Origin of the sequence: Vibrio sp. 10N.222.54.E6 (genome assembly GCF_041473955.1) — a bacterium.
In the GTDB taxonomy this organism is placed as follows: Bacteria; Pseudomonadota; Gammaproteobacteria; order Enterobacterales; family Vibrionaceae; genus Vibrio; species Vibrio tasmaniensis_A.
The window spans coordinates 438,793-459,577 of the sequence record NZ_JBFRTD010000017.1 but is presented as its reverse complement, the minus strand read 5'-3'; the positions used below and the strand labels follow the sequence as shown (position 1 = coordinate 459,577).

Genomic DNA, 20,785 nt, shown 5'->3' with positions numbered 1-20,785 from the left:
TGCCTGGGTCGACCGGACCGGTGCCGTCATCGGTGATGGTTAAGTCACTGGTGTCCGTGCCGTTAACGCCCGTCACGCCCGTCACTTTCAGGCTCAGCTTCTCATCACCTTCGTACGTACCGTCGTCTTTAGTCGCCACTTCAACAACCAGCTTAGTTTCACCTGCTTTGACTGTGTAAGAGCCATCTGCGTTCGCCGTCACAACCTGACCTGCCGAGTCTTTCACCACGATGCTCGTGATGTCCTCTGCCGTCGCTGTGCCGTAAAGGGTTTCTAGTGTAACGCTCACGTCAACTGACGCAGCTTTACTTAAGCTCACATCGAAACTCGCGGTTGAGCCTTCGTTGATAACTTTGCTGTCTTCGATGCTCACAGCTGGGCGATCATCTGGATTCACTGGCGGAGTAGGATCGGTTGGGTCAACCGGGACTGTGCCGTCATCTTTGATGGTTAGCTCACCCGTACCCGTACCCGTGACGCCGTTTGCACCCGTCACTTTCAGGCTCAGTTTCTCATCACCTTCGTATGTGCCGTCGTCTTTGGTCTCGACTTCAACGATTAACTTAGTTTCACCCGCTTTGACTGTGTAAGAGCCATCAGCGTTCGGTGTCACTACGTTACCCGCGGCATCTTTCACAACAACGCTGTTGATGTCGTCCGCTGTTGCTGTGCCGTAAAGGGTTTCTAGCGTTACGCTGACGTCGATGGATGCAGCTTTGCTTAAGCTGACATCGAAGCTCGCGGTTGAACCTTCGTTAATAACTTTGCTGTCTTCGATGCTCACACTTGGGCGATCATCTGGATTCACTGGCGGAGTTGGATCGGTTGGGTCTACAGGACCGGTGCCATCATCTTTAATGGTTAGCTCACCCGTACCAGTGCCTGTTACGCCCGTCGCGCCCGTCACTTTCAGGCTCAGTTTCTCATCGCCTTCGTACGTACCGTCGTCTTTGGTCGCGACTTCAACAACTAACTTAGTTTCACCCGCTGGCACGGTGTAAGAACCGTCAGCGTTTGGTGTCACTACGTTACCCGCGGCATCTTTCACAACAACACTTGTGATGTCGTCCGCTGTTGCAGTTCCGTATAACGTCTCTAGCGTAACGCTAACATCGCCTGACGAAGCTTTACTTAAACTTACGTCGAAAATTGCTGTTGAGCCTTCATTGATAATTTGGCTGTCTTCAATACTTACTGTTGGCTCGACTTCAACTGAGCGGAATAGATCAAGCAAACTCAAGCTTTGAGTTCGGGACAAACCCAAGCCTTCGAAACCAGTTGTTACAAATTCGGTAACTGGGATAGTTTCGTCACCATCTCGTTCAATGGTTCCACTGCTCACTAAGCTCGATCCACTTACACCGGCAGCAGTTGCGAACTCTTCGCCTAACTCTGTAGGATCTTGCCCTTCTTCTAAAGCGGCAAAAATATTTTCAATGTCTTGGTCAAGATCGACTTCATCGCCATCTTTTCCTTGTGGCGTAAAGCGCTTAACTGAAATCTGAGATTCAGAATTTGCATTTTGGGATTCTAAAACGACATCCCCAGCTTGTAATGGCTGTCCGTCTTCTAGGACCTTGATTGTGCCATCTATCGAAATAACAATGCGTTGACCTAATGCTAATGCACCGCTCGCATTCAATACTGTCATGTCCATATAAATCCCTAAGCTCATTTTCTGTTCGCGACGTCAAAATAGTGACATCAATTCTATAATCTAGTGACAATATAACATCTAATGTCATATAATTCCTAGCTATGAATTGCATGTTTAATAACTTACAATGTAAACGAATGATAACGGTCACTGAGTGATAATTAAGATGACGAAAACTTCCATATAAGTTATTGTCTTAGGGAAAGATAACCCAAACACTCAAATCAAATTTAAGTACTCAAAATCGACTTAAATTGTACGACGATCGGTTAACAACTTTACAACCATTTACGAATGCTCATTGGGCATTCGTTATTTTTTTGGCGGTTCATCTAAATTTGATATATTCAAGCTTAAAAGCGACAAACTTAGGTGATACTCCATTTTTGGGAGATTGAAATTGAACTGGATTAAAACGACTACATTAGGGTTGGCTATTGCACTCAGTTTACCGACTAGCGCACAAACCTTAGAGCAAGCCGTCGCGTTTACTTTAGAAAGTAACCCTGAAATCAAAGCGGCATATAACCAGTACGTTAGTCAACGTTACCTTAACGATGCTTCTGGTGGAGCTTACCGCCCGAGTATAGATTTAGACGGTGGCATTGGTTACGAATATACAGATTTGGCGACGAATTCGAGCTCAACAGATCTAACGCGTAAAGAAGCAGCAATTACGTTGACACAACTCATTTGGGATGGCGCGAATACTTCTAACGACATTGATCGTACCGCTGCTGATGCAGAGTCTGTCCGTTATCAATTGCTATCTAGCGCTCAAGATATTGCACTGCAAGTAACCAAAGTCTATCTTGATTCCGTTAAAGCTTATGAAGTGCTTACACTTTCTGAAAACAATCTGGCGACGCACAAAAATATCTATATAGATATCAAGAAACGAGTTGATTCAGGCATTGGATCTACGGCAGACATGTCTCAGGTAGAAGCTCGTATTGCAAAAGCGCATGGTAATTTGCTAGCAGCACAAAATAATTTATTTGATGCCCACACTCAATTCAAACGCCTTGTTGGCCAAGCCCCACTAGGCTTGGTATATCCACGTGCAGATGCAGGTTCTATTCCTTATACGATCGACGGTGCTTTGGCAAAAGCCTTTAACCAACACCCAGTTATTAAAATTGCACAAGCTGACGTAGATTCAGCGAAGTTTCAATACAAACAGTCTAAGAGTACCAACTACCCGACTGTTTCTTTTGAAGCCGCTCAAAGGTGGCGTGATGATGCAGGTGGTACGAAAGGCAGCAGCGATGAATTTTCTGCGATGCTTCGCTTAAAGTACAATCTCTATAACGGTGGAGCCGATCAAGACCGTGCCGAAAGTGCCGCTTATCAACTTAACAAAGCAAAAGACCTACGTGAGAGTACTTACCGCAATGTAGAAGAAAGCTTACGCCTTTCATGGAGCGCACTTGACTTAACCGTCCAGCAAAAAGATTTCTTGTCAGATCACGTAGATTCAGCATCTGATACCGTTATCTCTTACGAAAAACAGTACCGAATTGGTAAGCGTACTCTTCTCGATTTACTTAACACCGAAAATGAACTCTTCGAAGCCCGTAAGGGATTTTTGGATGCTAAGTATGACGTACAATACGCAAAATACAGAGTCATGAATGCGACAGGTAATTTATTGACAGGGTTACGTGTTGAGACCCCTCAAGAATGGAACGAAAAGGTAGAATATTAATGAAGCTCTTCAAAACGATACTCCCGCTATGCTTCGTGGTTGCTTCTTCCAACATCATGGCTGAAACAAATGATGAATTCACTTATCGTGCTCTTCCTAGCACCACACAAAGTTATGATCTCGAAGATGATGATAATGATGGTGTTATCAACGCTCGCGATTTATGTATAGACACACAAATAGGCGCTGAAATAGATAATGATGGCTGTGGCTCGTATTTCGAGTCTAGTGAACAAAAAGAACTTCATATTTTGTTTGCTAATGACTCTGCAGAAATCAAACCTGTATTCCTGGGCCAAATCCGTCAAATGGCTGCGTTTCTAAAACGTTACGAGAATACCAGTATCCAACTTCAAGGTTATGCCAGTAAAGTGGGTAATGCTGAACACAACCTGAAACTGTCAGAAAAGCGAGCGGACAATGTAAGGCGTGCACTTATCAGCAATGGAATTCCACCGTCTAGAGCCTATACCGTAGGTTACGGTGATGTCGGCTTCCGTGATAATGACACCGAAACTAATCATGCACTGAACAGAAAAGTTGTAGCTTCTGTTGTCGGATTTAAAGGCAACATTAAAGAAGAGTGGCATATATTTACTAAAATCGGTAAATAGATTCTACCGCACTCAAACCATGCTGAAACGTTTGGTAAGCGTTTCAGTATCCTTATAATTCCTTGATCGCCATATACCTACCCCTTGTATAATGTTAATCTTGTCTTGTTATCAACATAGAGAAATTATTCATGAGCAAACTAACCGCTGATACTCAAGCAAATCTAGAACTTTTCGTTTCTGAAACGCAAGAAACTAAACTGGTATGGGGCCTTCGCAACGATGAAGGTTGGCTAGCATGTGATTCAAGTGAATTCGAAAACAGTGAAGTGATGCCGTTCTGGTCTTCAAAAGAAGATGCTCAGACTCACAATGTCGAAGAGTGGGCTGATTTCGAAGTATTAGAAATTCCACTAGATATCTTTGTAGAAGATTGGTTACTTACTCTAGCTGAAGACGGCGTTCTTGTTGGTACTAACTGGAATGCAACATTAGAAGGCAAAGAACTAGAGCCTTCTGATCTAGCGAAATTATACATCTAGCTTCCAAGATCGGTCGTACATAGCGTACGACCGGTTACCCATAATAAGCCATTGAGAATTAGAGATTTACCTCACATAAAAAACCATCAACCTACCAAAAAAATTGAAGCAACATCAAACTAACAATAGAATATCGTTCTTTATCTGATTGATATTATCTCGTGATTCACTTCATTTTCATTGCCTTTTTGCTTTTCATCAATCTTTATTCTTTTAGCCAAGCATCAACATTGGATCATGAATCTTATCCAACAATTAGCTCCTCGGCATTAGCTCCCCACACAACTCCAAATGCTGATTGGAACGCACTCTATCTGTCGACTCTAACTCATTCCCCTTCGCGCGCATTGAACATGCTGCAAACACGCTACACTAGCTCAACAACCTACGGGGATAAGCTCTACCTATCGGCACTGCTATATCAATACATGAGCCAGCGCGATCAACCGTTTTATGGAATCGCTTCAAACGACAGTGACTACCAAGCAATAGAACAAGCGTTTATTAATGCCCTAGTAAATGATGGACAAGGTCAGTACAAAGAAGCTCAGCAAGACTTTTTGTCCATATTAGTAAAAATGCAATCAATCAACGATGTTACAGGTAGAGCATTATTAAAATATCAATTATGTCGTTCTCTCAATGAGCAAGCTAAATATCATCAAGCGAACTATTATTGTTCTGCACTTCAGTCGGATTTGCATGACATTGCTGACCCTGTATTACCAAAATTTGGCACTTATCGAGTGATCGCTAACAATCACCATTTCCGCAGCGACTATCAAGCCGCGCTAGATACTTACCTATCACTGATAAGCGTGTTCCCACAAGGACACGATATTTCGGGGATCTATAACGATGTGGGTAATTTGCTCAAAGAGTTAAAGCAATATGATAAATCGGCTGAGTACCTCATAGAAGCACTCGCTCTGAGATCGGATGCTTCTGATTTGATGAAAGCACAAGTTCATCATAGCCTTGCAGATCTTTACCTTAATCAAGGACAAAGTGACCTAGCAATTAATCACTTTCAAAAAGCAAAAGCACTGTTGACTACATCACCTCATAGCTACGGTATTGCGCTAACAACTCTTGGTTTAGGAAAAGCATACACGCAGACGAAGAACTATGATTTGGCGAGAGACTACTTAGTAGAGTCTCTATCAGCTTCAAGCAAGCTAAACAACGATGTCATTCGAATCAACGCTTTCTTGGCAATCAGCGATATGTTCGAAGACCAAAAACTTAAAACGGAAGCGCTCAATTATGCACAACAAGCTTTGGAGCTATCCGAACAAGTCACAAGACATAAGTACACCGCTCAAGCACTACTTCAACTATCTGATATTCATCAGACACTCAGCGATTACAAGCAAGCTTTCTATTTCTATCAGCGATACTCCTTAATACAGTTCGAAACCCGAGATATAGATAACAGGTTAGCTTTTGAAGCACTAGATCTAGCTCATGCTCGGTACGAAAAAGAACTAGAGAGTTCTTTCCTGAGACATCAAGCAAATTTAGACCGACTTCAAATCGAAAAGATGGAACATCAAAGGATGGTGTATAACATCATTGTTATTCTATTGCTGTGTGCGGCTAGCTTTATGATCTTCACAAACAAAGCCATTCGTGCGAAAGCAGCAATCGATGCCATGACAAAGGCGTATAGTCGCACCGAGATAATACGAAGAGTCAAGCGTATCAAAGCCTGTAAAGGAACAGAAAAACAACATGTTCTCGTTTTACTCGATCTAGATAAATTCAAGAAAATTAATGACCAATATGGCCACCCTACTGGTGATAGAGCACTCGTTCATATAAGTCAGCAAATAAGACAACATTTAATTAAAGGTGAGCTGTTCGGGCGCTTAGGCGGCGAAGAATTTCTGATTATGCTTACTGATACAAAACCAGCTGAAGTACAAGAGCGTGTAGAGGAGTTACATTATGCTATTTCGAGTGCAGTTTTCTTATCAGAAAGCAAAAAGCCACTTAATGTAACCGCGAGTTTTGCTTATCTAGCAACCTCAAACGCATTAAGTGACTTTGATGACTTGTACTCGGTTCTTGACCAAGCACTTTATCAAGCGAAGAGTAATGGTCGAAACTGCATCATCGATGCTTATAACGACCCAATAGACTCACCTGGTGTTATTTATTCTCAGCCTGTTTACGAACCAAATCAGCCATAATACCCTCGCGATCACCTAGGTAATCGTTAAGGCCAACTTTACGCAGTTCACATGCAGGGCAATCGCCACAACCATCACCAACAATGCCGTTGTAACAAGTCAGTGTTTTGTTTCTAACAAGCTCAAGTGCTGAGTACTGGTCTGCTAACGCCCATGTCTCAGCCTTGTTTAACCACATTAACGGTGTTTTAATATCAAGCTGCTTATCCATGCCCTGTACAAGCGCAGAATTCATCGCTTTCACAAAATCATTACGACAATCAGGGTAGCCTGAGAAATCTGTTTCACACACACCAGTAATCACAGTTTCAGCGCCGATTTGGTACGCGTAAATACCTGCCAAAGTTAAGAACAGAATATTACGACCAGGAACGAATGAGTTCGGCAGCCCATTTTCTTGCAACTCATGAGACACAGGAATATCGTCACGAGTCAGAGAGCTGATAGCCAGTTCATTCAACAGAGTCACATCCATTACTTTGTGCGCTTTCACACCAAGTTCTTTCGACAATGACTCAGCAACTTCGATCTCGAGTCTATGGCGCTGACCATAATCAAACGTAATCGCATGAACTTCATCATACTCTTTTAATGCTTGAACAAGACACGTTGTTGAGTCTTGACCACCACTGAATACTACAACTGCTTTTTTCATCTTAAATCCTTACGAGAACCTTCTACTAGCGACTTATCTTGTCCAGTAAAAATACAACCTATGCGATGCTCAAATATTTGTGAGTTTGTATTGATAAGCGCCAATTGCGCTCAATGCAGGTATCAATACAAAGCTGAGTTGCGCGTTCTTTTTGGCTAATCGGCTGAAGCGCAATAACTGTATTTTCAGGGACATCGGCTCTAGCAATAAGAGCATCTAGTTGCTCGATGTCTTTACCTGTACCAACAGGATGTTTGATTTCATTCGCACGAACGAGTGCGCTATCAAGAATATCCAACTTGGCTTTCATTGCGACTTTTGGTGACACCGTAACCCAAGTGTCCGGTGTGGCTTTTACTTCTGATGTTCCGCTGGTCTCAATCTGACAGCGACAACCGTGCTGCTCAAATGCTTCAGTAAGAGGAACAAGATCATAAATGCATGGCTCACCACCAGTAATCACAATGTGCTTAGCAGTGTAACCTTGCTTGATATATTCATTCACGATTCCTTGAGCATCGATTGCTGACCAAGTCGGTGAATCTTCTGTCTTAACCATAATATCGCCAAGGCTGGTTTCATCTTCTGGCAACGCTTCCCAGGTCTGCTTGGTATCACACCAAGAACAGCCCACTGGGCAAATTTGCAGACGAACAAAAACAGCGGGAACGCCAGTAAACACGCCCTCGCCCTGAATGGTTTCAAACATTTCATTAATCTTGTACAACTTTCCCTCAGCTCAATCATTTGATGAAATTAATCAACCGCAGACCTTAAAGCACTTCCCCCTTTTGGTCAAACAAATGAGTACTGATAAATGAGTTGATCAAAGCCCTAGCCTGAACTTTCAAGTTCCCTTATCCTTTCGCCCATTAGATTTCGTTAGCTTTTAATTTTTTAGTAGGGAACAACATGTACAAACTGATTGCTCTTGATATGGATGGCACACTGCTCAACAGTGATAAAGTAATTTCTCAAGAGAACAAAGACGCGATTGCCAAAGCACGCGCTGCAGGTGTGAAAGTGGTTCTGGCTTCTGGTCGTCCTTTAGAAGGCATGCAGAGTAAGTTAGACGAGCTTTCAATCAACGGCGAAGATGACTTTGTGCTCTTCTACAACGGCTCTATGGTTCAAAACGTCTCTACAAAAGAACTCATTCATAGTGAGATCAGCAATGGTAAAGCCGCGAAAGAGATCGCAGCCCTCGCTGTACAGCTTGGTGGTTATGTTCATGCATTCAGCAAGATTCATGGCTTAATCACGCCTGAAAACAATGAGTACACAGCTATTGAAGCGCGTATTAATGGCTTAGAGATTACCGAGTTCGACTTTTCTCAACTAGAAGATGACCACGAAATCATCAAAACTATGATTGTCGCAGAACCAAGCAAGCTGACTGAAATCATCGGCAAGTTGCCACAAGAGCTTAAGACTCAATTTACTATCGTGCAAAGTGCACCATTCTTCTTAGAGTTCCTAAACCCAAATTCAAACAAGGGTGTCGGTATTGAGGCGATAGCTAAGCACTTGGGTATTACAGCAGAAGAAGTAATCTGCATGGGTGACGCTGAAAACGATCATCATATGCTTGAATACGCTGGCCTTGGCATTGCAATGGAAAACGCAATGGAAGAAACCAAGAAACTGGCGGATCACATCACAGCGAGCAACGACGACCATGGTGTAGCGGTCGCGATTGAGAAGTTTATTTTCAACTCATAAACGCTGAACAGGTTCTAATGAGAATTACTTTTTGCTTGTTGCAGAAATGACAAAGGCTGTGCACTGCACAGCCTTTTTGATTTTGTGTTAGTCGACTCGCTTACTCTCTTTTCCATGGCAGACGAAATGCCACCACACCAAACAGAATCAATATTGGGAAACGTAAGGTCTCAACGATAAATGAAGCGATGCCACTGAATGAGACGAAACTTCCAGCCCAGCTAATCAGTAGATTCCCCGCTAACAACATAGCCATCACTCCAAATACAATCTTGAATGAGAACTGGCCGACCAAAGGCTTCGCATCCGTTAACGTTACTAAGCATGCAATCGTCATCAAAATTGCTACCCAGAAAGAGAATGTTGGCAGTGGCCATATCACCGTGAGAACAATCGACAGTAAGCACAATGCCCACCAGACACCTTTAGAGCTTAATAAGGCACTAATATCAACATCAGGTTTCGCATCTAATCTCACGATGTGCCAAGTCGTTAACGCGCCCAATACGCCTCCCATTAAGACATCACTAAAGAACGCACTGCCTGAATAAGACGTAAATAGCATAATCCACAGTAGGCCCGCGAGCACTATCAAAATCGATTTTTGCTCCAAGAGGCGCTTTAGTTTCCAAAAGACTAACAAGGTTAAACTCACCCACAAGCCAGCCAATAAACTTGGAAAGCTATACCCACTGCTCATCACTAGCTTCAACGTTGGCAAGTAAGCATGCGGACGTGGAAAACCAAACCCTTGGTGGGCGATTAGAGTGAGCAATGTCACCGAGATCAAAGTGAAGCCAAACTTCAACGCGAAGTTACGGCCAAAATGCCAAGCAATTAGCGGCAATATCACGATGAAAACCCAAGGCTTCGCTAACGAGTCAGTTAAAAGTACAGTATTCGCAAACAAGCTTGGCATCTTATCGAACACGTTTTGAAGCGACACAATCCAATTTAGTTCAACTTGATGGACTTGGGGTGCCGCGCCCACCAGCTCAGTCACATACGTCACAGGTTGATCTGTCGCAGATAAAAACAACTCATTAATCTCTGACCACTGCTCTGGGTAACGATATTGCTTTGCTTCCAACTCAGTGGGAGGAAGTAACATCGCTCTACTAACTTCCACGCCATAATGAGGAGCAAACCAGATAGGTAGTTCAAAACCACCTAGCTCATTTCGAGTTTGAAAACTGATCACTTCAGAGTCAGAGACACAATCATACACAACGGCACTGTCGGTATATCCCAACACATCACCGACCGTCACGGACAAGCCCGCCTCTTCCCAAGTTTCTCGTTGCGCTGCGATGGCAGGCGGCTCACCAGAAACCACAGTGCCTCCCGGTAGAGACAATTGCCCCGTGATCAATTCATCAACCAACACGATTTGGTTATCAGCACGTACTACACACAAAGCGCCCGCGATATGATCGGGCAAAGTGTTGTTAGCCCAAGCGGAAGTAGTACTCAAAAGAGACAGTATGAAAACGAAAAAATATCTAATAACCAACGAGTTTACCTAAAAATAAGAGAAGAAATTTAAGACTGCTAATACACGAGTCTATTGTAATCAAAGCCACACAAAATCGCTGTCTACGTTTTGTGCAAAGCCTTCCTCATCCATTGAATGTGAGGTGTGAACCCCATTTTTTGATAGAAGTCCTTGGCAGGCGAATTAAAGTCCCAAACCTCTACAAAGACTTGTTCAACCCCATAATCATCAAAAGTCGCTTCAACTTTGCTAAACAACTTTTCAGCAATCGATTCTTTTCGATAATCAGGCAAGACAAACAGTTCATCGACACTCCCCATCGGCACTGGTTTACTCACCGTTGAGATAAGCTCACAAAAATGTCCGGAGATAAAGCCAACAATGAGTTCACCTTTTAATGCCACGTAGACTAAGCATTCAGGATCATCTAGGTAACGTGCAATGCTTTTTTCCTGCTCAATCTCTTCGGCCGTTTTAAAATGCTCTGGGCTTGCAAGGTGGTGGTGATGGTGGAGATCGAACATTAACTCGTTAAGTTGTTCCAAATCCGTGTGCTTTGCAGCCCTTAAGGTGACATTCATGACTATTGCGCTTCTCAAACCAAATTAATATCTAAACTGAGTCTAGTTTACTTGGCGTGAGTATCTATACAAGTTATTGAATTAATTCATTGTTTGAAGTGTGTATTTTAGATACAAAAACGGCCACATTACGTGGCCATTCTGTTTGAATGATTTTGAATTAAACGAATATAGAAGCTATGGCTTTTGCTGTAGCTTCAGATTTATGCACCGTTATCTTCTTTCTCTTCTTTGAGATCAGCAAGTTGTTGTTCCAATTCAATAAGCTTAATTTCAGCCTCAACTTCAGCAACTCGTTTTTCTGCATCGGTGCGATTGTCTTGCGCTAGACCGTCAGCAGTAACTTGGGTTCGTTGTGCGTTTCTTGCATCGTCCGTATCTTTCATTGAACCCGCAACGCCACCGGTCACGCCACCTAATGCAGCGCCCTTTACGGCTAAACTCGCATCTCCAGTTAGAGTGCCTGCTGTCGCTCCTAATAAAGCACCACCCACAGCACCACGATTACGTGCAGCATTCTCATTTTCGTTATCCATTGCTGGTGATGCGCAACCAGAAAGAGTCACAATCAGTGTCGCTAAAAGAAAAGGTTTAGTGAATTTCATAGGAGTCTCGCTTAGTTCTTCGTTTGGAGTAGAGCCATCTTAAGCAGAACCGTTAATGAGATAAATAAAGCCACGTTTAGACGATACATCATGTTCAGTTATATATCATTCAACCATCGCATAAGTGCTTGTTGATATATATCTTTGAGCTCGCCTTAGCCTGACAAACAAAAAAGGCGACCAATTAGGTCGCCTCAATCGCTCTTTCTCTATAATTATTCTCTTTCAGATGTCGCTCTTAGCCTTTGGACCAAAAGTTTTGCATATTATCTGCACTAGGTGGTGGCCTAACACCGCAATCTCGATAATGATTTTTATCGCCGATCCCCAGTATCTTGCCATTTTCGTCATTAATCATAGCGGCAACTTTAACACCGTCTCCCACATGACGAGTCAACACGACAATTTCACCGGCTCTTTCAGACCTTACCGCGCCTAAGATTTGATATTCGTAGCGACCTTTCCTTGAATTAACGATCATCTTCGAGTTAATAGGATCAGCTTCGTACCCTACGCCAATATCAAAAACCGCTTGATACAAATCGACACCAGTCTTAGATACGCATTTAAATACCTTAGGATGACTCAAGGGTTCTAACAACGTTCTGCTGATATCATTCTTTGAAATGGCAGCATTAGCAGCACCACTAACAAGTAAAGTTATGAGTAAAAGGTAGGCTCGCATAAAAAGACCTCAATATGTGGGATTCATAATGAGGTCATATTAAGCGCAATGGGTAAGCGGATGAATAAAGTAGAGTTTAGGTAAACCATCACGTTTGGCTATGCGTTTATAAACGCACCAAATAGAGATTAACTAATCTTCAAAGTTCATCTACCGAGCTTTTCTGCAATTTCCGTTAAGCTTGTTGGATCATCAATAGTTGAAGGCACCACATATTGCTCACCTTCGGCTATCTGTCGAATAGTTCTACGCAAGATCTTACCTGAGCGCGTCTTAGGCAGCCTCTCAACCACCAAGGCTTGCTTAAAACATGCAACCGCACCAATCTCGTTACGAACCTTACCCACTAGCTCAGCTTGCAGTTCAATGCTATCTACTTTCACGCCATCTTTTAGCACAACTAAACCCAGTGGCAATTGCCCCTTCAAATCATCGTGAATACCCACAACAGCACATTCAGCAATGGCTGGGTGACCGCCAACGATCTCTTCCATTTCACCAGTAGACAATCGATGTCCTGCGACATTAATCACATCATCAATACGCCCCATGATAAATAGGTAACCATCATCATCGAGATAACCACCGTCACCAGAAACATAATAGCCCGGGAACTGACTCAGATAGCCAGATTCAAATCGATCATGATTGCGCCAAACCGTCGGTAGACAACCTGGTGGCAATGGGCGTTTAAGAGCCACAAATCCTTGTTGATTAGGCTGGGCGACCTCACCTAGTTCATTGAGGATCTCCACTTGATAACCCGGTACAGGTTTCGTTGAAGAACCTGCTTTCACTGGCAAAGACTCTAGCCCTGTTGGATTAGCAGAAATAGCCCAACCAGTCTCCGTTTGCCACCAGTGGTCGATAACCGGTTTATTGGTATGAGATTCAACCCAATCCAATGTTGGCGGGTCCAAACGCTCGCCAGCCATGAAAATCGACTTGAGTGATGATAAGTCATACTTGGTGAGCAACTCACCTTCAGGATCTTCTTTCTTAATGGCTCTAAATGCCGTTGGAGCAGAAAACAAAACATCGACGTTGTATTCTTCACACACACGCCAGAATGCGCCGGGATCTGGCGTTCTGACTGGCTTGCCTTCAAACAAAATGGTCGTGCAGCCATGAATCAATGGCGCATATACAATGTAGGAATGCCCCACTACCCAGCCGACATCAGAAGCCGCCCAAAACACGCCATCTTGCGGCATATCGTAGATAGTGCTCATCGAGTATTTCATGGCGACCGCGTGACCACCATTGTCACGTACCACGCCTTTTGGCTTGCCCGTCGTCCCTGATGTATACAATATGTATAGTGGGTCAGTCGCTAGAACAGGCACACATACGTGAGGCAAGGCATCGTTAACCGCTTGTTGCCAAAGTACATCGCGTTCATTGTTCAACTCGGCTAGAGACTGCTCTCTTTGGAATACCACCACTTTCTCAGGTTTCCAGCGACTGTCCATGATCGCCCTGTCGACCATCGGCTTATATGGCAGGACTTTATTTATCTCGACACCGCAGGAGGCAGTAATCAACACCTTCGGTTCAGCATCTTCGATACGAACGGCAAGCTCATGAGGAGCAAACCCACCAAACACCACCGAATGCACCGCGCCTAGTCGAGCACAAGCCAGCATTGCCATTGCCGCTTCAGGAATCATTGGCATGTAGATCACCACACGATCACCTTTGGTAACGCCTTGCGTCGCTAACATACCTGCAACTTTAGCCACTTGGTCACGCAATTGATTGTAAGTGTATGAGGATTGATTTCCTGTAACTGGAGAATCGTAAATCAGCGCGGTATTGTCACCTCGTCCATTTTCACAATGGTAATCAAGCGCGAGCCAGCAGGTGTTCATCACCCCATCAGGAAACCAACGTTCAATACCGTTATCGTCAGTTTGTAATATCGTTTTTGGTGGTTCAAACCAATCTATCGCTTGTGCTTGCGTTTCCCAGAACGAATTGGGGTCTTCCCTAGCCCATTGATACTCGGTGATGTAATCTGTTTTTCTGTTCATTCGATTCGTAGCAGACATAGTGCCTCCTCCATGATTTATCCATTATTCCAAGCGCCTAGCTTTTGGCAGTAGCACTTGATTGCACTCTTTTCTCAGCGTTGTGTTCGTGAACATTTAACCGTTCACGACAGTCGCTTTACTTGGGAAAAGGCACACGAATGGCACCTTCCATGATCACTCGGGCACTACGACTCATAATCGCCCTTTCAATTTTCCACCCACTTTCGCCTTGTATCGCTTTAGCACCCACTTTTAAGGTTCCTGATGGATGACCAAAGGTCACAAAATCTCGGGAACCCTCACCGACTGCCAAGTTAACTAACGTCCCCGGGACGCTTGCCGCTGAAGCAATGGCGACCGCAGCCGTACCCATCATGGCGTGGTGCAATTGCCCCATAGACAAAGCTCGCACCAGAAGATCAGTATCTTCGGCAGCAACCGATTTACCACTGGAAGCTTGGTACGCTTGAGGCTTAGTAACAAACGCGACTTTAGGAGTGTGCTGGCGTGATTCAGCTTGCTCTAGGGAATCGATAAGACCCATCGCTACTGCACCATGTGCTCGGATGGATTCAAACAGAGCCAAGGCTTTGGTATCACTATTGATATCTGATTGAAGTTCAGTGCCTTGGTAACCAACCGATTCAGCATCAACAAAAATGGTGGGTATTCCGGCATTGATGTATGTCGCTTTAATGCACCCCAGATCTGGAACATCTAAAAAATCGACAACATTCCCTGTTGGGAACATAGAGCCACTCGCGTCGGCGGGGTCTAGAAAATCGACTTGGATCTCAGCAGCGGGGAAAGTGACACCATCGAGCTCAAAGTCACCTAACTCTTGGACTTCCCCATCAGCGATAGGTACATGAACAATAATGGTTTTCTCTATGTTCACTTGCCATACTCGCACCTCGACCACACCGTTTTCTGGAATACGATTCGAATCGACCAGTCCATTATGAATTGCAAATGGGCCTACGGCAGCAGACAGATTGCCGCAGTTACCGCTCCAATCAACGAACGGCTTGTCTATTGCTACTTGGCCGAATAGGTAATCAACATCGTGATAGGCTTTACTGCTTTTCGAAACAATAACGGTTTTGCTGGTGCTGGATGTTGCGCCACCCATGCCGTCGGTTTGTTTGCCATAAGGATCTGGACTACCAATCACGCGCAGAAGTAATGCGTCTCGAGCTTCTCCGGCAACTTGCGCAGCTTCAGGTAAGTCACTTAAATTGAAAAAGACACCTTTGCTTGTTCCACCCCGCATATAGGTAGCAGGTACTTTTATCTGTTTGATGTTCATAACTAGCTCCTAATTTGCAAGAAAGTCTTTGGCGAAACGTTGCAATACGCCACCAGCGCTATAAACATTCACTTCGTCTGCGGTGTCTAGTCGGCAGGTCACAGGAACATCAAGCTTTTCACCGTTTTTACGAGTGATGACTAGAGCCAAATCAGAACCTGCTTCAATGTCGCCGTACACGTCGTAAAGCTCGGTGCCGTCCAGTTCTAAGGTATTGCGATTCGTTCCTACTTTGAACTGCAGAGGCAATACACCCATGCCAACCAAGTTGGTTCTGTGAATTCTTTCAAATCCTTCAGCCACAATCACTTCAACACCCGCTAAACGCACACCTTTGGCAGCCCAGTCACGTGATGAACCTTGTCCATAATCCGCACCCGCCACGACAATCAAAGGCTGTTTACGGTTCATGTAGGTTTCTATCGCTTCCCACATGCGAGTAACCTGCCCCTCAGGTTCAACTCTTGCTAATGAACCTTGCACGACTTCTCCAGCGTCCTTCACCATTTCGTTAAAAAGCTTAGGGTTGGCGAATGTTGCTCGTTGCGCGGTTAAGTGATCACCTCGATGGGTCGCGTAAGAGTTAAAATCCTCTTCCGGCACTTCCATTTTGGTGAGGTATTCCCCCGCAGCGCTCAAAGCGAGAATCGCATTTGAAGGGGATAAGTGATCTGTGGTGATGTTGTCACCCAGAATCGCTAAAGGTCTCATACCAGATAGGCTTCGTTCTCCCGCAAGAGCCCCTTCCCAATAAGGTGGTCTTCGGATATAGGTACTTTGAGGCCGCCAGTCATAAAGCGGTTCAGTCGTCGCCTGTTCCTCGTCTGGCTGGAACATTTTCACGTAGATTTGTTGGAATTGCTGAGGCTTAACATGCTCACCGACAACAGCATCGATCTCGGCATCACTCGGCCATAAATCACTTAAGTAGATTGGCTTGCCATTGTTGTCAGTGCCTAAGCTGTCTTTCTCGATATCAAAGCGAATCGTGCCAGCCAACGCGTAAGCAACCACCAATGGCGGTGAGGCTAAAAACGCTTGTTTTGCGTATGGATGGATTCGACCATCGAAGTTTCGATTCCCTGATAACACCGCGGTTGAATACAGGTCGCGGTCGATGACCTCTTGTTGGATTTTAGGATCCAACGCCCCACTCATTCCGTTACATGTCGTACACGCATAGCCGACGATACCAAAGCCTAATTGTTCAAGTTCAGGAAGCAAACCTGCCGACTCAAGATAGAGCTTGGCAACTTTAGAACCCGGCGCAAATGACGTTTTCACCCACGGCTTACGAACTAATCCAAGCTGATTGGCTTTCTTAGCCACCAATGCTGCGGCGACTACGTTTCTTGGATTGCTGGTGTTGGTACAAGAAGTAATTGCTGCGATGATTACGGCACCATCGGGCATTTGCTCGTCGCTGTACTGCTTAGCATGCTGCTCTTTCCAAGATGTTTGACTGATGCCTTGTTCAGCCAGCTCTCTGGTTGGCAAACGACGATGAGGGTTCGAAGGCCCCGCAAGGTTGCGCTCAACTTTAGACAAATCAAACTCAAGCACACGTTCGTACTGAGCGGAATCTAAATCATCGGCCCATAAGCCAGTTTGCTTAGCGTATAGCTCAACTAACTCAACCTGTTCAGGCTCGCGTCCTGTCAGCTTTAGGTATTGTATGGTCTGTTCATCGATATAGAACATACCTGCTGTCGCGCCGTATTCTGGTGTCATATTCGATATAGTGGCGCGGTCGCCAATAGTCAGTGCACGAGCACCTTCACCAAAGAACTCTAAGTAACTAGAAACCACTTTTTCATTTCGAAGGAACTCAGTAATCGCAAGCACAATATCCGTTGCGGTTATCCCTTCTTGTCGTTGACCCGTCAGTTTAACGCCCACGATGTCTGGCAAACGCATCATAGACGGACGACCGAGCATCACAGTCTCAGCTTCCAAACCACCTACACCTATTGCAATAACACCCAGAGCATCAACATGAGGAGTATGACTGTCGGTGCCGACACAAGTATCAGGGAAAGCGATACCTTCTTTGGATTGAATAACCGGAGACATTTTCTCCAAGTTAATCTGGTGCATGATCCCGTTCCCCGCAGGAATCACACTCACGTTCTTAAACGCGGTTTTACACCATTCTATAAAGTGAAAACGGTCTTCGTTTCTGCGATCTTCAATCGCTCGGTTTTTATCAAACGCTTCGCTATCAAAACCCGCGTGTTCCACTGCCAGCGAATGGTCAACAATCAATTGAGTTTCGACAACGGGATTCACCTTGGCAGGGTCTCCGCCTTGGTCGGCAATCGCGTCTCTTAATCCAGCCAAATCAACCAAAGCTGTTTGACCTAGAATGTCATGACACACCACGCGCGCAGGATACCAAGGAAAATCTAAGTCGCTCTTGCGTTCAATGATCTGTTTTAAGCTGTCTTCAAGGGTTTCAGGATCACAGCGTCTTACTAATTGCTCTGCTAATACTCTCGACGTATAAGGCAAGGTTTTGTAAGCACCTGGGGATATTGCTTCTACCGCTTCGCAAGCGTCGAAATATTCTAAGCCCGTTCCCGGTAGAACCTTTCGATACTTGTTTTCATCAAGCTCTTGGTTTCTTTCAAGTTTTACATCAGACATACATCCACCATTATCTGTTAAATTCTATTCGTTGGTTCTCGAGGCCTTATCACATGAAGAGAAAGTCACCTCGAGATATAAGTCGGCTCGATATAGAGGACTAACGTAAATGGATTGGTAGCCAGTCTTGATGCTCTGGCCCGGTGTAGTCTGCACTTGGACGAATAATTCGATTGTTTTCTCTTTGCTCGAATACGTGTGCCGTCCAACCTGTGAGGCGGCTCATCACGAAGATAGGAGTAAACAGTTTGGTTGGGATGTCCATGAAGTGATAAGCCGACGCATGGAAGAAGTCAGCATTACAGAACAAGCCTTTCTCTCGCTTCATAACGGCTTCAACGCGCTCAGACACGGCATAAAGCTGTTCATCACCCACCTCTTGTGCAAGCTCTTTTGACCAGCGTTTGATTAGAGCGTTTCGTGGATCGCTCTCACGATAAATGGCATGACCGAAACCCATGATTTTGTCTTTGTTAGCAAGCATCTGCATGATGTTCGCTTCCGCTTCATCGGCGGTTTGCCAATCTTGGATCATTTCCATCGCAGCTTCGTTTGCACCGCCATGTAAAGGGCCTCGCAACGTACCAATCGCTGCTGTGACACACGAGTGAATATCCGACAACGTTGATGCACACACACGAGCCGCAAAGGTTGAAGCATTAAACTCATGTTCCGCGTAAAGCGTTAGCGAGCAGTGCATCACCTTCTTGTGAAGTTCACTAGGCGCTTTATCCGTTTGCATTTTCAAAAAGTAGCCACCCAGACATGCTTCACTTTGATCTTCAGTATCAATGCGGACGCCATCGTGGCTAAAGCGGTACCAATAACAAATAATCGCAGGGAAAAGCGCAAGCATTCGTTCAGTCGCGGGCAGTTGCTCAGAAAAATCAGTCTCTTGCTCTAGATTACCCAGCATTGAACAACCTGTTCTCATCACATCCATTGGATGAGCGTCTGCAGGGATAAGCTCTAGTGCTGCTTTCAAAGGTTGAGGTAAGCCGCGTAGGCCAACCAACAATGTTTTGTAATCATCAAGCTCTTTTTCAGTGGGTAAATGACCTCTTAGTAGCAGATGCGCTACTTCTTCGAACTGAGCATGATTAGCAAGGTCAGTAATATCATAACCACGGTAGGTTAAGCCAGTTCCTGATTTTCCTACCGTACATAGCGCGGTGGTTCCTGCACTCTGGCCACGTAGACCAGCACCACCGATTGCCGGTGCGCTGGCTGTTTTGTCACTTTGTTTTTTGTCTACTTTTGAAGCATTGTCGACAGCTGCTTTATCACTCAAAGATACAGACATGGTGAACTCCTTTTCTGTGTTAGCCGCCTGCACTCTTTGGTGCTGCCTGTTTATATGTCCGATGATCTTTATCATCGGTACTGGATATGGCGACTAACCATTTCACGTTATTGGATTAAGTTGATTTTTGATTATTTGAAACTGGTTTTACCCTTCGCTTGAAAACAACTGGTCAAGCTTGTTCTCGTAGTCGTGGTAATTAAGGTGCTCGTACAGCTCTTTACGGGTTTGCATTGAATCCAACAGGGCTTCTTGATTGCCTTCAACTAACAAATGCTTGTAAACATTCTCCGCCGCTTTGTTCATCGCACGGAACGCACTCAATGGGTAAAGCACCATATCGACACTTGATTGGGCCAACTCATTACAGTTGTAGAGTGGCGTTTGGCCAAACTCAGTGATGTTCGCAAGAATAGGCACGTGCTTACCCGTTGCCGATTTCAGCGCCGCCGAGAACTTCACGTATTGATCGAGTTGATTCATCGCCTCAGGGAAAATCATGTCTGCGCCCGCTTCAACACACGCAATTGCTCGTTCAATCGCGCTATCAATACCTTCAACCGCCAATGCATCGGTACGAGCCATAATCACAAAGCTTTCGTCGGTTCTGGCATCGGTTGCCGCTTTCACTCTATCGACCATCTCTTGCTGACTAACAATTGCTTTATTTGGTCGATGACCACAGCGTTTCTGAGCCACTTGGTCTTCCATGTGAATCGCAGCTGCGCCCGCCTTCTCCATCGCGCGAATCGTACGCGCAATATTGAACGCGCCGCCAAAACCTGTGTCGATATCCACCAGCAAAGGCAAATCACACGCATTGGTAATACGTTCAACATCGACCAATACATCGTTCAATGTCGTAATACCTAAATCAGGCAAGCCATAAGACGCATTGGCGATGCCTCCACCAGACAAATAAATGGCCTGATGACCCAAGTTCTTTGCCATCATCGCGCAATACGGATTCACCGTACCGACGATCTGCAATGGGTCGTTGTCTTGCACAGCTTGTCGGAACTTAGCTCCTGCTGATAACTTCATAATGACGCTCCCTGTTAATTGTTTATTTCTAATCTTTATGACTACTGATGT

The 20,785-nt window shown here is 44.8% G+C and carries 17 protein-coding genes; 5 read left to right on the top strand and 12 right to left on the bottom strand.

Going from position 1 to position 20,785, the window contains the following annotated elements; genetic code table 11:
• Positions 1-1,657 (bottom strand): Calx-beta domain-containing protein (locus tag AB4513_RS12430; protein WP_276605434.1); only part of this gene is annotated, 1,657 nt, incomplete at its 3' end.
• Positions 1,658-2,057: 400 nt separating this feature from the next.
• On the opposite strand from AB4513_RS12430, the gene AB4513_RS12425 reads away from it, so the two are divergent.
• The 4 genes from AB4513_RS12425 (at position 2,058) to AB4513_RS12410 (ending at position 6,656) form a co-directional block, all read left to right on the top strand.
• On the top strand, positions 2,058-3,365 hold the full coding sequence (locus AB4513_RS12425) for a TolC family outer membrane protein (protein WP_102257275.1): 1,308 nt from the start codon (positions 2,058-2,060) through the stop codon (positions 3,363-3,365).
• Positions 3,365-3,979, top strand: coding sequence for an OmpA family protein (locus AB4513_RS12420; protein WP_102257276.1), 615 nt, complete (start codon positions 3,365-3,367; stop codon positions 3,977-3,979). The genes AB4513_RS12425 and AB4513_RS12420 overlap by 1 nt, the downstream gene beginning before the upstream one ends.
• Positions 3,980-4,110: 131 nt before the next feature.
• Positions 4,111-4,461 (top strand): DUF2750 domain-containing protein, encoded by a 351-nt coding sequence (locus tag AB4513_RS12415; protein ID WP_017100235.1) that lies wholly within the window; start codon positions 4,111-4,113, stop codon positions 4,459-4,461.
• Positions 4,462-4,622: 161 nt separating this feature from the next.
• Positions 4,623-6,656: a tetratricopeptide repeat-containing diguanylate cyclase gene (locus AB4513_RS12410; protein WP_102257277.1), complete on the top strand. Its 2,034-nt coding sequence runs from the start codon at positions 4,623-4,625 to the stop codon at positions 6,654-6,656.
• Here AB4513_RS12410 and queC read toward each other — a convergent pair.
• Together queC and queE are read right to left on the bottom strand one after the other, a co-directional pair.
• Positions 6,616-7,311 carry a 7-cyano-7-deazaguanine synthase QueC gene (gene queC / locus AB4513_RS12405; protein WP_102257278.1) on the bottom strand — a complete coding sequence of 232 codons (696 nt, stop codon included), beginning with the start codon at positions 7,309-7,311 and terminating at the stop codon, positions 6,616-6,618. The genes AB4513_RS12410 and queC overlap by 41 nt on opposite strands.
• 58 nt (positions 7,312-7,369) lie before the next feature.
• Positions 7,370-8,038 carry a 7-carboxy-7-deazaguanine synthase QueE gene (gene queE, locus AB4513_RS12400; RefSeq protein WP_017082671.1) on the bottom strand — a complete coding sequence of 223 codons (669 nt, stop codon included), beginning with the start codon at positions 8,036-8,038 and terminating at the stop codon, positions 7,370-7,372.
• 185 nt (positions 8,039-8,223) lie between these two features.
• Here queE and AB4513_RS12395 point away from each other — a divergent pair, with 185 nt between their 5' ends.
• Positions 8,224-9,033 (top strand): Cof-type HAD-IIB family hydrolase, encoded by an 810-nt coding sequence (locus AB4513_RS12395; RefSeq protein ID WP_017093206.1) that lies wholly within the window; start codon positions 8,224-8,226, stop codon positions 9,031-9,033.
• Positions 9,034-9,133: 100 nt separating this feature from the next.
• Here AB4513_RS12395 and AB4513_RS12390 read toward each other — a convergent pair whose 3' ends face one another.
• The 9 genes from AB4513_RS12390 to prpB form a co-directional block, all read right to left on the bottom strand.
• Entirely contained in the window at positions 9,134-10,546 is a 1,413-nt protein-coding gene (locus tag AB4513_RS12390; protein ID WP_102257279.1) for an NUDIX domain-containing protein, read from the bottom strand.
• A gap of 83 nt (positions 10,547-10,629) precedes the next feature.
• Positions 10,630-11,109 (bottom strand): GNAT family N-acetyltransferase, encoded by a 480-nt coding sequence (locus AB4513_RS12385; RefSeq protein WP_017100229.1) that lies wholly within the window; start codon positions 11,107-11,109, stop codon positions 10,630-10,632.
• Positions 11,110-11,312: 203 nt separating this feature from the next.
• Entirely contained in the window at positions 11,313-11,714 is a 402-nt protein-coding gene (locus tag AB4513_RS12380; RefSeq protein ID WP_102257280.1) for a glycine zipper domain-containing protein, read from the bottom strand.
• Positions 11,715-11,952: 238 nt separating this feature from the next.
• Complete coding sequence (locus tag AB4513_RS12375) at positions 11,953-12,399, bottom strand: hypothetical protein (RefSeq protein ID WP_102257281.1); 447 nt, start codon at positions 12,397-12,399, stop codon at positions 11,953-11,955.
• A 146-nt stretch (positions 12,400-12,545) separates the two neighbouring features.
• Entirely contained in the window at positions 12,546-14,450 is a 1,905-nt protein-coding gene (locus AB4513_RS12370) for a propionyl-CoA synthetase (protein WP_102257282.1), read from the bottom strand.
• 118 nt (positions 14,451-14,568) lie between these two features.
• Positions 14,569-15,741, bottom strand: coding sequence for a 2-methylaconitate cis-trans isomerase PrpF (gene prpF / locus AB4513_RS12365; protein ID WP_009846619.1), 1,173 nt, complete (start codon positions 15,739-15,741; stop codon positions 14,569-14,571).
• A 9-nt stretch (positions 15,742-15,750) separates the two neighbouring features.
• Positions 15,751-18,387 carry a Fe/S-dependent 2-methylisocitrate dehydratase AcnD gene (gene acnD, locus AB4513_RS12360; RefSeq protein ID WP_009846618.1) on the bottom strand — a complete coding sequence of 879 codons (2,637 nt, stop codon included), beginning with the start codon at positions 18,385-18,387 and terminating at the stop codon, positions 15,751-15,753.
• Positions 18,388-18,487: 100 nt separating this feature from the next.
• Positions 18,488-19,690 (bottom strand): 2-methylcitrate synthase, encoded by a 1,203-nt coding sequence (gene prpC, locus AB4513_RS12355; protein WP_009846617.1) that lies wholly within the window; start codon positions 19,688-19,690, stop codon positions 18,488-18,490.
• Between the two features lie 147 nt (positions 19,691-19,837).
• Positions 19,838-20,734, bottom strand: a complete 897-nt coding sequence (gene prpB, locus AB4513_RS12350; protein ID WP_009846616.1) for a methylisocitrate lyase — start codon at positions 20,732-20,734, stop codon at positions 19,838-19,840.
• Positions 20,735-20,785 lie beyond the last annotated feature (51 nt).